The organism is Pseudomonadota bacterium (genome assembly GCA_037200975.1).
Taxonomy (GTDB): domain Bacteria; phylum Pseudomonadota; class Gammaproteobacteria; order Steroidobacterales; family Steroidobacteraceae; genus CADEED01.
On the sequence record JBBCGI010000001.1, the window covers coordinates 956,816 to 971,359 of the forward strand.

The 14,544-nt window shown below is 64.9% G+C and carries 15 protein-coding genes; 11 read left to right on the forward strand and 4 right to left on the reverse strand.

The features are described 5' to 3' along the window. The first annotated feature begins 63 nt into the window (after positions 1-63). Positions 64-1,368, forward strand: a complete 1,305-nt coding sequence (gabT, locus tag WDO72_04280) for a 4-aminobutyrate--2-oxoglutarate transaminase (GenBank protein ID MEJ0084870.1) — start codon at positions 64-66, stop codon at positions 1,366-1,368. A 65-nt stretch (positions 1,369-1,433) separates the two neighbouring features. On the opposite strand, the gene WDO72_04285 is transcribed toward gabT, so the two are convergent. After that, entirely contained in the window at positions 1,434-1,733 is a 300-nt protein-coding gene (locus tag WDO72_04285) for a hypothetical protein (GenBank protein ID MEJ0084871.1), read from the reverse strand. Between the two features lie 80 nt (positions 1,734-1,813). Then, on the reverse strand, positions 1,814-2,722 hold the full coding sequence (locus tag WDO72_04290; GenBank protein ID MEJ0084872.1) for a hypothetical protein: 909 nt from the start codon (positions 2,720-2,722) through the stop codon (positions 1,814-1,816). Positions 2,723-2,741: 19 nt separating this feature from the next. On the opposite strand from WDO72_04290, the gene WDO72_04295 reads away from it, so the two are divergent. Together WDO72_04295 and WDO72_04300 are read left to right on the forward strand one after the other, a co-directional pair. Next, positions 2,742-3,437, forward strand: a complete 696-nt coding sequence (locus WDO72_04295) for a DUF480 domain-containing protein (protein ID MEJ0084873.1) — start codon at positions 2,742-2,744, stop codon at positions 3,435-3,437. 2 nt (positions 3,438-3,439) lie between these two features. Then, on the forward strand, positions 3,440-3,781 hold the full coding sequence (locus WDO72_04300; GenBank protein ID MEJ0084874.1) for a DMT family protein: 342 nt from the start codon (positions 3,440-3,442) through the stop codon (positions 3,779-3,781). Positions 3,782-3,906: 125 nt separating this feature from the next. Here the strand turns inward: WDO72_04300 and WDO72_04305 are convergent, their stop codons facing one another. After that, a complete protein-coding gene (locus WDO72_04305; protein ID MEJ0084875.1) occupies positions 3,907-4,923 on the reverse strand; it encodes a beta-eliminating lyase-related protein in 1,017 nt (338 codons plus the stop codon). Between the two features lie 70 nt (positions 4,924-4,993). Between WDO72_04305 and WDO72_04310 the strand changes: the two genes are divergently transcribed. The 8 genes from WDO72_04310 (at position 4,994) to WDO72_04345 (ending at position 13,622) form a co-directional block, all read left to right on the forward strand. Continuing rightward, positions 4,994-7,495, forward strand: coding sequence for a TonB-dependent receptor (locus tag WDO72_04310; GenBank protein MEJ0084876.1), 2,502 nt, complete (start codon positions 4,994-4,996; stop codon positions 7,493-7,495). Between the two features lie 204 nt (positions 7,496-7,699). Further along, positions 7,700-8,041 carry a PilZ domain-containing protein gene (locus tag WDO72_04315; GenBank protein ID MEJ0084877.1) on the forward strand — a complete coding sequence of 114 codons (342 nt, stop codon included), beginning with the start codon at positions 7,700-7,702 and terminating at the stop codon, positions 8,039-8,041. A 216-nt stretch (positions 8,042-8,257) separates the two neighbouring features. Next, positions 8,258-10,087 carry a translational GTPase TypA gene (typA, locus tag WDO72_04320; protein MEJ0084878.1) on the forward strand — a complete coding sequence of 610 codons (1,830 nt, stop codon included), beginning with the start codon at positions 8,258-8,260 and terminating at the stop codon, positions 10,085-10,087. Between the two features lie 214 nt (positions 10,088-10,301). Further along, a complete protein-coding gene (locus WDO72_04325; GenBank protein MEJ0084879.1) occupies positions 10,302-10,601 on the forward strand; it encodes a hypothetical protein in 300 nt (99 codons plus the stop codon). A gap of 215 nt (positions 10,602-10,816) precedes the next feature. After that, positions 10,817-11,269, forward strand: a complete 453-nt coding sequence (locus tag WDO72_04330) for a DUF2721 domain-containing protein (protein MEJ0084880.1) — start codon at positions 10,817-10,819, stop codon at positions 11,267-11,269. A 4-nt stretch (positions 11,270-11,273) separates the two neighbouring features. Continuing rightward, positions 11,274-12,191, forward strand: coding sequence for a peptidylprolyl isomerase (locus WDO72_04335; GenBank protein MEJ0084881.1), 918 nt, complete (start codon positions 11,274-11,276; stop codon positions 12,189-12,191). 142 nt (positions 12,192-12,333) lie between these two features. Continuing rightward, complete coding sequence (locus WDO72_04340) at positions 12,334-13,056, forward strand: YebC/PmpR family DNA-binding transcriptional regulator (protein ID MEJ0084882.1); 723 nt, start codon at positions 12,334-12,336, stop codon at positions 13,054-13,056. Between the two features lie 2 nt (positions 13,057-13,058). Next, a complete protein-coding gene (locus WDO72_04345; protein MEJ0084883.1) occupies positions 13,059-13,622 on the forward strand; it encodes a nitroreductase in 564 nt (187 codons plus the stop codon). Positions 13,623-13,627: 5 nt separating this feature from the next. Here the strand turns inward: WDO72_04345 and WDO72_04350 are convergent, their stop codons facing one another. Next, positions 13,628-14,539, reverse strand: coding sequence for a type II CAAX endopeptidase family protein (locus WDO72_04350; protein MEJ0084884.1), 912 nt, complete (start codon positions 14,537-14,539; stop codon positions 13,628-13,630). Positions 14,540-14,544: the final 5 nt, after the last annotated feature.

Below are 14,544 nucleotides of genomic sequence, written 5' to 3' on the forward strand. Positions count from 1 at the left end.
GCGGACGCAGACCTTAAGCGTAAACTGCGGGCCTCACTTTTGATGCCAACGTCCGAGGTTCTCATGAGCAAGAACGCCGACCTTCATAAACGACGCATTGCGGCCATTCCGCGTGGCGTGGGCAATTCGCTGGCGGTGTACGCCGAGCGTGCGCTGAATGCCGAGCTGTGGGACGTCGAGGGGCGCCGCTATGTCGATTTCGCCAGCGGCATCGCGGTGGTGAACACGGGGCACGTGCATCCGCACGTGAAGGCGGCGATGGCCGCGCAGCTCGAGAAGATCACGCACGGTTGTTTCCAGGTGACGCCGTATGAGTCGTACATCGCGCTGGCCGAGGCTCTGAACAAGCTCGCGCCGGGGCCGACGCCGAAGAAGACGATCTTCCTGTCGACCGGCGCGGAGGCCGTCGAGAACGCGCTCAAGATCGCGCGTTATGCCACGAAACGTTCCGCGATCATCGCGTTCACAGGCGGCTTTCACGGCCGCACGCTGGCGTGTATCGCGCTGACCGGCAAGGTGCAGCCGTACAAGGCGGGCTTCGGGCCGATGCTACCGGAAGTCTTTCGCGTGCCCTTCCCGATGGCCTATCACGGGGTATCGAGCGACGACTCGCTGGCCGCGTTGGACAATCTATTCAAGGCGGATGTGGATCCGGCGCGCGTGGCGGCGATCATCATCGAGCCGGTGCAGGGTGAAGGCGGGTTCTACATCGCGCCGCCGGAGTTCCTGCGCGCCCTGCGCGCGTTGTGCGACAAACACGGCATCCTGCTGATCGCGGACGAGATCCAGACCGGCTTCGCGCGCACCGGCAAGACCTTCGCCATCGAACATTCGGGCGTCGAGCCGGACCTCATGACCGTGGCCAAGAGCATCGCGGGTGGTGTGCCGTTGTCGGCGGTGATCGGCAAAGCCGAGATCATGGATGCGCCGGTGGTCGGCGGATTGGGTGGCACCTTCGCCGGCTCGCCGCTGGCCTGCGCCGCGGGGCTCGCGGTGCTCGAGGTGCTGGAGAAGGAAAAACTCAACGAGCGTGCCGAGCAGGTCGGCGCGAAACTCACGGCGCGGCTCAAGCAGCTGCAGGCCAAGTTCACCTGCATCGGCGAAGTGCGCTCGCTCGGCATGATGGTAGCGATCGAACTGGTCAAGAACCGCAAGGCCGATGCGCCCGATGCGGAGCTGACCAAGGCCGTCGTGCAGGCCGCCGGACGGCGCGGGCTGATCCTGCTCTCGTGCGGGCTCTATTCGAACGTGATCCGCATTCTCGCGCCGCTGACGATTCCGGAAGCGCAGCTCGAGGAGGGCCTGGGGTTGCTCGAGCAGTCGCTGGCCGAAGCGACGCAGGGAGCGGCCGCGACGGCGGTGGCGTAGATAGGGTGCCGGGTGGGGAAAGTGGGGAGAGCTGCTCTCCCCACTTTCCCCACCCGGCACCCTATCTACGCCCGGCCGGCGTTCGAATCGGTCGGGGTGTGGAAGTACTCGCTCTCGGAGGCGAGCTGCTCGATCAGGCGCTTCAATTCCGACATGCGCCCTTCGGCGGTGCTGATGGGCATGCAATCCTGGCAACGCGTATCGCCGCAGGGCTGACGCGAATACAACCAGTATTGAATGGCGCCGGCGAGCATGCCGTCGGCGATGTCCCACAGGTCCGCGTCCTTGTCCTTGTCCGCCATCTTGTTGGCGAGGTCCACGGTCTTGGAAAAAGCGGCGTCGAAGGTGTCGGCAATCGGTTCCATGGGCGTGAGTATAGGCATCGGCACCGCGAACCGGAAAGCCTCGTTGCCGCTTGTCAGCAGGCTATGTTCAACGTGACGCGTCACTCGAGCCGCACAGTGTAAATACGCAGACGCCGCGACCCGGTACTGCCGCCGCGAAACAGCGTGATATCCGATATATGCCCCATATCCATGAGGCGCTCGCGAGGTCCGCGGCGGATGTCATCCAGCGGGATCCGGAGCACGCGCCGCTCGCCGGCGCCCAAATCGAAGCTCCGGGTGAACCGGTCGAAGTACGTCTTGCCATGCCGCAGGTCGTGCACCCGTACGCCGAGATCGAGCGGAATCGCCGCGGGGTTTTCCACGTCGATCGCCAGCGTGCTGAACCCGCGCCAGTCCGGCACCGGTTCGTGCAACGACACGCCGGGAAAATTCTCCGCATCGAAATCCACCTCGAGCGCGCCGCGCACGAGGTCGCGATTGACGCCATATCCGACCACCCAGTAGCGCTCGTTACTCGAGGTGAAATCGGCGAGCACGGGGAATTGGCCGTTACGATGCAGGTATGCGCGGGCCATGCTAACTATCGGCTGCAGATACAGGAAGATGCAGACCAGCGCGATCACCGCCGCCATCACCCGCGTCCCCCGGCCGATCGCGGCGCGCCGATCGAACAACGCGAACAACGCCAGCGCGCATGCCACGCCGACTGCGTCCGCCAGGACGTCCTCCCAGGAGGCGTCGCGACGCAGCGGCTTCTGGATGATCTCGCTCAGAAGACCGGCGCCGATCCCGATGAGGCCGGCCAGGCCGTACAGCCGCGCACCCTCGATGCGCAGGTCGTGGCGCAACACGAACAAGACGAAAAACGTCGCGATCATGAACAGCGGCGTGTGGCCGGCGTTTTCGAGCGTACGGCCGACATAGGTCGGCGGAATCGGCAGCGGCACGAACAACAACGCCGCCGCGAGCAACACGAAGGCACACAGGAAGATCAGTCGGCGTGACACGGCCCAGTATACTTCGCACATGAACATCAGACTGACGGCTATCGAGGCGCGCATCATCGGCTGCCTGATCGAAAAACAGATCACCACGCCCGACCAGTACCCGCTGTCGCTCAACGCGCTCGTCAACGCGTGCAACCAGAAGAGCAACCGGGAACCCCTGCTCCAGCTGGACGAACCTACCGTCAAGTTCGTCGTCGATGGATTGTCCCGTCGGCACTTCGTCGTGGAGAAGTCCGGGTTTGGCAGTCGCGTGCCGAAATATCAGCAGATCTTCTGCAATACGGAATTCGGCAGCCTCAAGTTCACGCCCCAGGAAACGGCCATCATCTGCGAACTGCTGCTGCGCGGGCCGCAGACGCCGGGCGAACTGCGCGCACGCGTACCGCGCATGGCGGAGCTGCCGGATCCTGCCGTCATCGAAACAGCGCTCGCCACGCTCGCCGCCCGCCCGGACGGCGCGCTGGTCACGCGCCTCGCGCGCGAACCCGGAAGGCGCGATTCGCGCTGGGCTCAGTTGTTCGAAGAGCTGCCCGAATCCGTCACGGTTGCAACCGGCGACGATCCCGACGCGCCCGCCGCGGTGTCCGCCCCGCAGGGCCCGACCAAGACCGAGCTCATCGCGCGCGTGGCTTCTCTCGAGGCCGAAGTGGCCTCACTACGCGCCGAACTCACAATGCTCAAGCAGGCCAACGTCAGTCAGGACCGCGGCGCGTGAACCTGCCCGCCTGGGCGCAAAGCGCGGGGCTGCTGGTTGTCTCGAACGTCTTCATGACGTTCGCCTGGTACGCCCATCTCAGGAACATGGCGGCGAAGCCATGGATCATCGCCGCGCTGGTGAGCTGGGGCATCGCGCTGTTCGAATACCTCGTGCAAGTGCCGGCGAACCGCATCGGCTACACGGCGCTGTCGCTGGGCCAGCTCAAGGTGATGCAGGAAGTGATCACGCTCGCGGTGTTCGTGCCGTTCGCGTTTTTCTACATGAAGCAGCCGCTGAAGCTCGACTTCCTGTGGGCGGGCCTGTGCCTCGTGGGCGCCGCCTACTTCATGTTCCGCCGCTAAGTAGTGGTGGGAAGAGTGGTGCCGGGGTGCAATTCTCGTAATTGAGTGGCCGTTTGCGCATGTGCCAACGGCCACTCAATTACGAGAATTGCACCCCGGCACCACTCTTCCCGCCACTACTCCTCCTAACTTAGCCGCTCCAGCGCTTCGCACAGCGCGTCCACGTCGTCTTCGGGCGTATCCCACGAACACACGAACCGCGCCTCGCCCGACCCCACCGGCCCCCACGGATAAAATCCGAATTCCTTCGACAACGCGGCGATGCGCTCGTCGCCTAACTGCATGAAAACCTGGTTCGTGGCGAACGGCACGCTCAGCAGCTGCGGCGCGGCGGCGGCGATCCGCCCCGCGAGACGATTCGCGCGCTCCGCATTGCGCCGCCAGATGCCGCTTTCGAGGTAGGTAGTGAGTTGCACCGCCGCATATCGCCCCTTGCAGGCCAGTTGCCCGGCGCGTTTGCGGCGGAACTCGAAGTCGCCCACGCGGGTCGGATCGAAGAACACGACGGCTTCGGCATTCATGCCGCCGTTCTTGATGACACCAAACGACAGCACGTCGACGCCTGCCTTCCAGCTGAGCTCGGCGGGGGAGCATTTCTGCGCCACGACCGCATTGGCGAAACGCGCGCCGTCCATGTGCACGGCCATGCCGCGCGCATGCGCGAGATCCGCAAGCGCGCGAATTTCCTCCGGCGTGTAGATGGCACCGCGCTCGGTTGCCTGGGTGATCGACAACATGCGCGGCTGCACGCCGTGCACGTGCGGCTCGAACCACGCCAGCCGCACGGCGAGATCCGCGGGCGAAATCTTCGCGCCCGCCCCACCCACCAGCGACAGCTTGGCTCCGCCGGTGAAGAATTCCGGCGCGCCGCATTCATCACGTTCGATGTGCGCTTCGGTGTGTGTGAGCACCGTGCCCCAGGGCGGGCAGAGCGTGGCCAACGCCAGGGAGTTCGCCGCGGTCCCCGAAGACACCGCGAACACGCGCACGCGCGTTTCGAAGAAATCGCCGAACACCTGGTCGAGCGCCTCCGACCATCGATCCGCACCGTAGGCAAGCGCGGCGCCGCTGTTTGCCACACTCATCGCGCGCAGGATCTCTTCGCTGACCGCAGCGGTGTTGTCGGATTTGAAGAACCTCACGGTAGCGTATCCTCCCGGCAAGGGGCATGGATTCTAACGCTGAATATTTTTCTCTAAGGAAGGAAACGCAATGAACAATCACTCATGGATTCGCAAGACGCCGCTGCAGCTCGCCATCGCGAGCGCGCTCGGGGTTCTCGCCAGCACACCCACCATGGCCCAGGATGCGGCCACTCCCGATGAAGACATCGACGAGGTGGTCGTCACCGGCACACGCGCCGTGGGCCGTACGCGGCTCGATTCGCTGGCGCCGGTCGACGTGTTGTCGAGCAGCGCGCTGCAGTCCACGGCCTCCACCGAACTCGCCGAGGCGTTGTCCACCGCCGCGCCCTCGCTCGATTTCCCGCGCCCGTCCATCACCGACGGCACGGATCACATCCGCCCCGCCACGCTGCGCGGTCTCTCACCGGACCAGACGCTGGTGCTGGTGAACAGCAAGCGGCGCCATGCCTCCGCGCTGGTCAATGTGAACGGCTCGGTCGGCCGCGGCTCGGCCGCCGTCGATCTGAACGCCATTCCGCTGGCCGCGATCGAAACGGTCGAAGTGCTGCGCGATGGTGCCTCCGCGCAATACGGCTCGGACGCCATCGCCGGCGTGATCAACCTGCGGCTGCGCGAAGCGCGCGAAGGCGGCAACGCCTCGCTCACCTATGGCCGCTACGACACCAACGTCGACACCGAACGCGGCTCGCGTCACGAAGACGACGGCGCCACCACCACGGCATCGGGCTGGGTCGGCCTGCCGCTCGGTGGTGAGGGCTTCCTCACGTTATCGGCCGAATATCGCGATCGCGACCCGACCAGCCGCGGCGATTTCGACAATCGCGTGCCGGGCTCGCCGGTCACTTCGCGCTACGGCGACGCCGACGTGCGCGACATCACCGGTTATATCAACGCGGGCATTCCGCTCGAAAACGACTGGACTATCTACGGCTGGGCCGGATACCAGAATCGCGATGCGAACTCCGCCGCGTTCCCGCGCATCTTCAACGACGCGCGCAACGTGCCGGAAATCTATCCCGACGGCTTCCTGCCGCTCATCACCACCGACATCGACGATGTCGCGATCGGCTGGGGCGTGCGTGGCAAGTTAGGCGGCTGGGACGCGGATGTGAGCCTGGTGTATGGCTCGAACACCGTCACGTACGGCGTCGAGCACAGTCTCAACCGGTCGTATGGCCCCGCCTCGCAAACCAGCTTCGATGCGGGCGAGATGAACTACGACCAGTTCACCTTCGATGCCGGCATCGTGCGTGGCTTCGAAGTCGGCTCGCTGCCCGAGCCGGTCAACGTGGCGCTCGGCATCGAAGCGCGCCGTGAAGGCTACGGCATCGAAGCGGGCGAACCGGCTTCGTACGATCGTGGACCGCTCGCGGGTCAACCCGCGGGTGCGCAGGGCTTTCCCGGTTTCCAGCCGAGCAATGAGCTCGACGAACACCGCACCGCGTACAGCGCGTATGTCGATGTCGAATCGCGGCTGACGCAGAAATTCCTCGCCAGTGTCGCGGTGCGTGGCGAGCACTACTCGGACTTCGGCTCGGCGGTCACCGGCAAACTCGCCGGCCGTTTCGACTTCACGGATGCATTCGCGATCCGCGGCGCGGTTTCCACCGGCTTCCGCGCGCCCGGACTTCAACAGGAGTTCTTCACCTCGACCGCGACCAACTTCATCGGCGGCCTGCCGTTCGAAGTCGGCACGTTCCCGGCGACCTCGGATGTTGCCGTCACGCTCGGTGCGAAGCCGCTCGATCCCGAGAAGTCGAACAACTACTCGCTGGGCACGGTGCTGCGCTTCGGCAGCTTCGAGGCGACCATCGACGCGTACCGCATCGACATCCGCGATCGCATCGTGTTGTCGGAAAACCTGCAGACACCGCAGGTGGCGGCGCTGATCTCACCGTTCGGCGCGACCGTCGCGCGCTTCTTCATCAATGGCGTGGAGACCAAGACCGAGGGAATCGACCTCGTCGCAAGGTACGTGCTGCGTAGCGAAAAGGCCGGCAGGTTCGATTTCGTGGCGGCGGGCAACTGGAACGACACCGAGGTCGAGAAAGTGCCGAGCACCAATGTCATCGACAACATCTGCGTCGGCCAGCCCGCGCCCTGCACACCGCCGGTATTGTTTGCGCGCATCAACACATTGAGCTTCGAAGAGGGAACGCCTGACAGCAAGATCAACCTGGGCGTTGACTGGAGCATCCCGCTGGGTGGCATGAACTTCGGCGTGAATCTCAAGGGCACGCGTTACGGCAACGTCACGGAACCCGGCGTACCGACCGCCCCGGAAGTGGCCAACGGCCAGGAGGCGATCCGCGATCTGCACATCCAGCCCGACTGGGTGGTGGATTTCGCGCTCACCGCCAAACTACTGGAGGACAAGCTGGCATTCGCGCTCGGCGCCGACAACCTGTTCGACCAGTACCCGGATCGCCTGCCGATCGCGCGCGTGGTGCCGAACCCGCCGGGTGGTGTGGCCAATCTCAACGCCACGAACGCGCTGGCGTATTCGCGCTATTCGCCGTACGGCTTCAACGGCCGGTTCGTCTATGCCCGCATGACCTACAACTGGTAAGCCGGCCGATTCGGTAAAACAGGGGCCGCCCGGAACGGGTGGCCCCGATTTTACCGGCCATTATTTGAAGTACTTGGCACTGTGGCGGCAAACGCTGTGCGGTCGAAATCCGCGCACGACGAAACCGTGAACTCGGTGCGGTAGTCCCCGATTGGCAGTCTCCGGGTTTGCCCGTATCGTCTTGTCGTGGCCACTACGTATCGCATGCCCAAGCTCAGCAGCCGCCGCGAATTCTTCCGGCTGCCGTATCCGATCACCTCCGGCGCGAAGCTGGCGGTGGCGGGAGCTAACTACATCGTGGAAGAAATCTCCGAGTGCGGGCTGCGCCTGTCATCGGCGACCGGTCCGTTCGCGGTCGATACCCGCGTGCAGGGCACATTGGTGTTGACGGCGGGCATGCGCTGCACCGTCACCGGCACGGTCCTTCGAATCGACGACAATTGCGTGATTCTCAAGCTGTCGCGCGGCCCGACCAGCTACGACGTGATCCGCGAGCAGCGCCACGTCGCCAAGGTCTTTCCCGACTGGAAGCCCCAACCCGCCTGAAGCGGTGCCGGCAGTGGTGCCGGGGTGCAATTCTCGTAATTGCATCGCCGTTGGCGCATGCGCAAACGCAGGCTCAATTACGAGAATTGCACCCCGGCACCACTGCTGGCACCGCTTCAGCACCACTGTCTTTGGCGTTTAACCGCCACTCTGGTACCCTGCGCGCCCCCTTATCCCGGCCTGCGCCCTCCCTTCCCGCGTAAGCCCCTGAGTCCTATGGCAAATCGTCCCATTCGAAACATCGCCATCATTGCGCACGTCGACCATGGCAAGACCACGCTGGTCGACTGCCTGCTGCGCCAGTCCGGCACGTTCGCCGCGCACGAGAAAGTCACCGAGCGCGTCATGGACTCGAATGACATCGAAAAGGAACGTGGCATCACGATCCTGGCTAAAAACTGCGCCATCGAATACGGCGGCACGCGTATCAACATCGTCGACACGCCCGGGCACGCCGACTTCGGCGGCGAAGTCGAACGCGTGTTGTCGATGGTCGACACGGTGTTGCTGGTCGTGGACGCGGTCGAAGGCCCCATGCCGCAGACGCGTTTCGTCACGCGCAAGGCGCTGGCGCTCGGCCTCAATGCCATCGTCGTCGTGAACAAGATCGACCGTCCGGGCGCCCGCCCCGACTGGGTCGTCGACCAGACCTTCGAGCTGTTCGACAAGCTTGGCGCCACGGATCGCCAGCTCGATTTCCCGGTCATCTACTGCTCGGCGCTCGAAGGCTGGGCCAGCACCGACCACACCAAGCGCGAACCCGACATGCGCGCGATGTACGAAGCCATCCTGCATCACGTCCCGGCGCCCAAGAGCGAGCCGGACGCCCCGCTGCAGTTCCAGATCTCGACGCTCGACTACAACTCGTACGTTGGACGCATCGGCATCGGCCGCATCCGCCGCGGCACGATCAAGGCCGGCCAGACCATCGCGCTGCTCAACGGCGACGAGGACAAGGGCGAGGCCAAGGTCCAGCAGGTGCTCACGTTCAAGGGCCTGGCGCGCGAATCGGTCGCCGAAGCCGTGGCCGGCGACATCGTCGCGGTGACCGGCATCGAAGACGTCCATATCGGCTACACGATCTGCGACCCCGAGCATCACGACGCGCTGCCGCCGATCTCGGTCGACGAGCCCACGCTCGTCATGAGCTTCCAGGTGAATACCTCGCCGCTCGCCGGCAAGGAAGGCAAGTTCGTCACCAGCCGCCAGATCCGCGAGCGCCTGATGCGCGAGCTGGAGAGCAACGTCGCGCTGCGCGTCGACGAAACCGCCGATGCCGACGTGTTCCGCGTCTCCGGCCGCGGCGAGCTGCATCTGACCATCCTGATCGAGAACATGCGCCGCGAAGGGTATGAGCTGGCCGTCGGCAAGCCGCGCGTGCTCACCAAGACCATCGACGGCGTCGTGCACGAACCCTACGAAGCGCTGACCGTCGACATCGACGAGGGCCACCAGGGCGGCGTGATGGAAGCCCTCGGCCGCCGCAAGGCCGAGCTCAAGGACATGTCGAACGACGGCCGCGGCCGCGTGCGCATCGAGTACCGCGTGTCCGCGCGCGGGCTCATCGGCTTCCAGAGCGAGTTCATGAACGCCACTCGCGGCACCGGCCTGCAGAGCCACATTTTCGACGGCTTCGCGCCGCTGGCCGGCGACATTCCGGACCGCCACAACGGCGTGCTGATCTCGAGCGAACCCGGCAATGCCGTGGCGTACTCGCTGTTCTCGCTGCAGGAACGCGGCCGCATGTTCGTCTCGCATGGCGAAGCGGTGTACGAAGGCATGATCATCGGCATCCACTCGCGCGAGAACGATCTGGTCGTGAACCCGATCAAGACCAAGAAGCTCACCAACATCCGCGCCGCCGGCAAGGATGACGCGCTGATCCTCACACCGCCGATCGACCTCACGCTCGAATACGCCGTGGAATTCATCGCCGACGACGAGCTGGTCGAAGTGACCCCGAAGAACATCCGCATCCGCAAGCGCAAGCTGCTGGAGCACGAGCGCAAACGCGCCTCGCGCGTCGACGAGGCGCTGCTGGCCTGACTACCCGGGGCGCGGCACGCATCGTGTCGCGCCCCTATCTTCTGCAGCCGGCGGCCGCGCCCTAACTTCCCGTCTGCACCAGTTAGGCGCAGCCTGTGAAGTACTCCACGGATTCCTCGCTACCACGCGGCCGATTTAACTTTTTGCAGGTGGTTAGTCACAGTTCGCGGGAGGCTGGTTATTAGGCCACCCGCGACCGGCGTAGTCTGGAGTAGTGGAAACCCCGCGCAAGCCGCCCGCCCGATGGCATGCAGTCACCGTCGTACTGCAGACCTCCAGCTGTGCGGCCGCGGCACTGTGCCGCAATACGCGTTTTCTGTCGAAGGATGCTCCGCGTCTGCCGCTCGCCGGCTGCGAACATCCCGAGGAATGCAACTGTAAATTCCGCCACTTCGACGACCGCCGTGGCAACGGCGGTCGGCGTGCCGTCGATGTGGGCGTCGGTTCGGGCGGCGAGAAGCCGGCCCGCGAGCGGCGCGAAACCCGCGGCCGGCGCGCGCGCGACAAGCGCTGAATGAATCGGCGGCTGATGCCGTAGTCGACCATGACGTTTTCGTGCCCACCTTCACTTCACCCTGCTTCGCGAACTGTACGGCGTGTGTGTGTGACGTCGATACGGACCTCGAGCCATCTCTTGTTAGGTAATCGACTCCGACAGACGCGGGCAGGCGAGTTCAGGCGGCACCGCACGTTCTCGGACCTTGGCGAATTGTGGCAGACTGCCGCCCCATGACCGGGGTCGACCTGCAAACCGAAAACGTCGCGCACCTGATCCAGCTCGCACTGGGCCCGGTGTTCCTCATTTCCGGCGTCGGCATCACGCTGAGCATGCTCACGCAGCGTCTGGCGCGCATCGTCGACCGCGCGCGCACGCTCGAGGAGCAACGCGAGAGCGCCACCGACGAAGTCAAACTCAAGCGCATCGACAAGGATCTGCGTGTGATCTGGCGCCGGTCGCGTTACATGAACATCGCGATCGCGCTTTCGACCATTGCCGCCCTGCTCACCACCCTCGTGGTCACGCTGCTCTTCGCCAGCGAATTCACGCGTATGTCCGTGGGCGGCGTCATCGCCGTCATGTTCGTTGCATCGATGGTTTGCCTGTCGAGCGCATTCCTCATGTTCCTGATCGAGGTGCGCATCGCGACCAACACCCTGCGCATCGGCGATCACAGGTACTGAACTCGTGAACAGATCGATGGTGCTGCCGGCTCTGGCCATCTGGACGCTGGCGTTCTCAGCGACGGCGGCCGATTCGGGAAAGCCCCAGACAACCGCGCAGATCGTCGAATCGGCCACGGCATCCGACTGGCGCCGGCCGGATCCGGCGAACACGTTGTACATGGATCTCGCCACCGGCCGCGTGATCATCGAGCTCGCGCCGCGCTTCGCGCCCAAACACGTCGCCAACATCAAGCAACTCGTCGGCGAGAAATTCTTCGACGGGTTGCCGGTGATGCGCGTGCAGGACAACTACGTCGTGCAATGGGGCGACGTGGATCAGACGCGCAAGACGGAAGCAGCGCAGCGAAAGCTGCCCGATGAGTCCGTAGTCTCCCTGGGCGCCGGCCTGCCGTTCGTCAAACTACCGGATGCGGACGGGTACGCACCCGAAACCGGCTGGCTCGACGGTTTCCCCACCGGCATCGACCCCAGGCCGCCGGGGCAGGCATGGCTCACGCATTGTTACGGCATCGTCGGCGTGGGCCGCGACAGCCCACCCGACACCGGCGCCGGCTCCGAGCTCTACACGGTGATCGGCCAGGCGCCCCGTCACCTCGATCGCAACATCGTCACCGTCGGCCGCATCCTGCGCGGAATGGAACTCCTCTCCTCGCTGCCGCGCGGCACCGGCGCACTCGGCTTCTACGAAAAATCCGAACAACGCACCCCGATCAGATCGATCCGCCTCGCCGCCGATCTCCCGCCCGCCGAGCGCACCGCGATCGAAGTCCTGCGCACCGACACCCCGCTGTGGTCCAGATTCGTCGAGTCCCGCCGCAATCGCCGCGAGGAGTGGTTTCTCACCCCGGCCAATCACATAGACGTCTGCAACATCACGATCCCGACCCGCGACGTCCCCGCTCCCGCCTCTTCCCACTAACAAGCGCGAACCGCGCTGTCTCGCGCCCCGGCTCTTTCTCCTGGCTCTACGCGAGGAATTCACCTATTGGAGGCCGCGCCCGGGTTCTTGCGCCCTTTTTACGCCTTGCCAATTACCACGTTGCTGCCAAAATCCGCGCCCTATGGGACGCATATTCGAAGTTCGTAAGCACACGATGTTCGCGCGCTGGGACCGCATGGCCAAGCAATTCGCGCGCATCGCCAAAGACATCAACATGGCCGTCAAGGCCGGCGGCAGCGACCCCAACTCCAATCCCGCATTGCGCCGCGCCGTGCAGAACAGCCGCAACCTCAACATGCCGAAGGACAAGGTCGAGGCCGCGATCAAACGCGCCGCCGGCAAGGACGCGACCGCGTACGAACAGATCATCTATGAGGGTTACGCGCCGCACGGCGTCGCCGTCATCGTCGAAGCCGCCACCGACAATCCCACCCGCACGGTTGCCCAGGTGCGCGCCATCTTCTCGAAGGGTGGCGGCAATCTCGGCAGCACCGGCAGCGTCGCGTTCCAGTTCCGCAAGATGGGGGTGTTCCGACTGAAGCCCGAAGGCATGGATCACGACGATCTGGAGTTGTACCTGATCGATCACGGCCTCGACGAGATGGGTGACAGCACCGGCGAGAAGGGCGAACCGCAGATCGTGGCGCGCTGCGAATTCAACGAATTCGGCCGCATGCAGGAGGCGCTCGAGAAACGCGGCATCCAGCCCATCTCGGCGGCGCACGAATACATCTGCACGACGCCGGTCGAACTACCCGAGGCGCAGGCCACCGAGGTGCTCGAGTTGATCGACAGCCTCGAACAGAACGATGACGTGCAGAACGTCTATCACTCGCTGGTCTGACAATGGACGCACTCAAGGCACTCAACACCCGCGCCACCGCCAAGACCTATGGCGAAACCGCACCCAGCAAGGACGATCTCGCCACCGTCCTGCAGGCGGCGGTGCGCGCGCCGGATCACGGCCGGCTGCGCCCGTGGCGGTTCATGCTGGTGGAAGGGAATCAGCGCCGCAAGTTCGGCGAACTGCTGGCAGCCTCGGCCGCGCGGCGCATTCCTGGTCTGAGCGCCGGCGATGTGCAGCGCGAACGCGACAAGGCGATGCGCGCACCGCTCATCATCATCGTCGCGTGCCGCATCGTGCCCGGCACGAAAGTTCCAGCCATCGAGCAGTTGCTCGCGGCAGGTGCCGCGGCCCAGAACATCCTGCTGGCGTTGCACACGCTCGGCTATGCGGCCGCGTGGAAGACCGGTGAAGCCGCCTACGATACCGAGGTAAAGCGAGCGTTGGGTCTTGCGGCAGACGATCACCTGATCGGCTTCATCTACACGGGTGGCGGCATGGGCGCGACGTTTGCCACCGGCAAACCCGCGAGCGTTCAGGACGCGATGCTCGATTTCCCGGGCTGACCGCGTCAATCAGTTTTGGCAGGCTCGCTGTGCTTCGGCCAGAGCAACAGCCACGCGGTCGCCAGCACGCAGTACGCCAGGCAGACAACGCTGCCCTCCGGCCCTTCCGCTCCGCCCGTGAGCCATGCCGGGCCTGCCGCTTGCAGATCGACTAACAACGCGGGCGTGCCCACGTCGATGCCGGTCAGCGGCAATCCGAAACCCACCGCCATCAGCCAGTTCCAGCCGGCGTGCCAGCCCATGACACCGAGGATGCTGCGATAACGCAGCGCCCAGGCACAGGCGAACACACCGAAGGCAAGATCGCAGACGTTGACCAGCCACGGTTCGCCGCGCGAGAAGTGCAGCAACGCGAACAGCAGCGAGCTCACGATGACGCCGACGAGCACGCTGAACTTCTTCGCCAGCACCGAAAACAGCCAGCCGCGAAACAGCAGCTCTTCGACGCTCGACTGGACGGCAAAGCCGATCAGCAGCAGACCGATGCTGGCAAGCCACGCGTGGGAGCTCCACGCGGTCGGCTCGCCAGTACGATGCAGCCCGTCTGCCAACCACAACGACGCAACGATGCCGAGAATGCTGAGCATCCCAATGGCGTGACCCCAGGCGAACACCTTCGGCTTCGAATCGCCGCGCAGGCCGATCGAAGCGAACGAACGCCGTTCGACGAATCGTACCCACGCGAGCACGACCAGCCCCAGCAGTCCGAACGGAACCAGCGTGTAAGCGAACAAAGCGAGCGCATCGAGCGGGTTGCCGAGCGGATCGAGCGCGACCAGCGGTGCGATCAGCGGGATCCCCGCCAACTGACTGGCGACGACGAATGCCAGCCCCAGGAACGGCGCCAGTACACCCCACGGCAGCCAGCCCTTGATGGGGCCGCGGTCGAACAGGTCGGTCGATCGCAAGTACGTCATGCGGC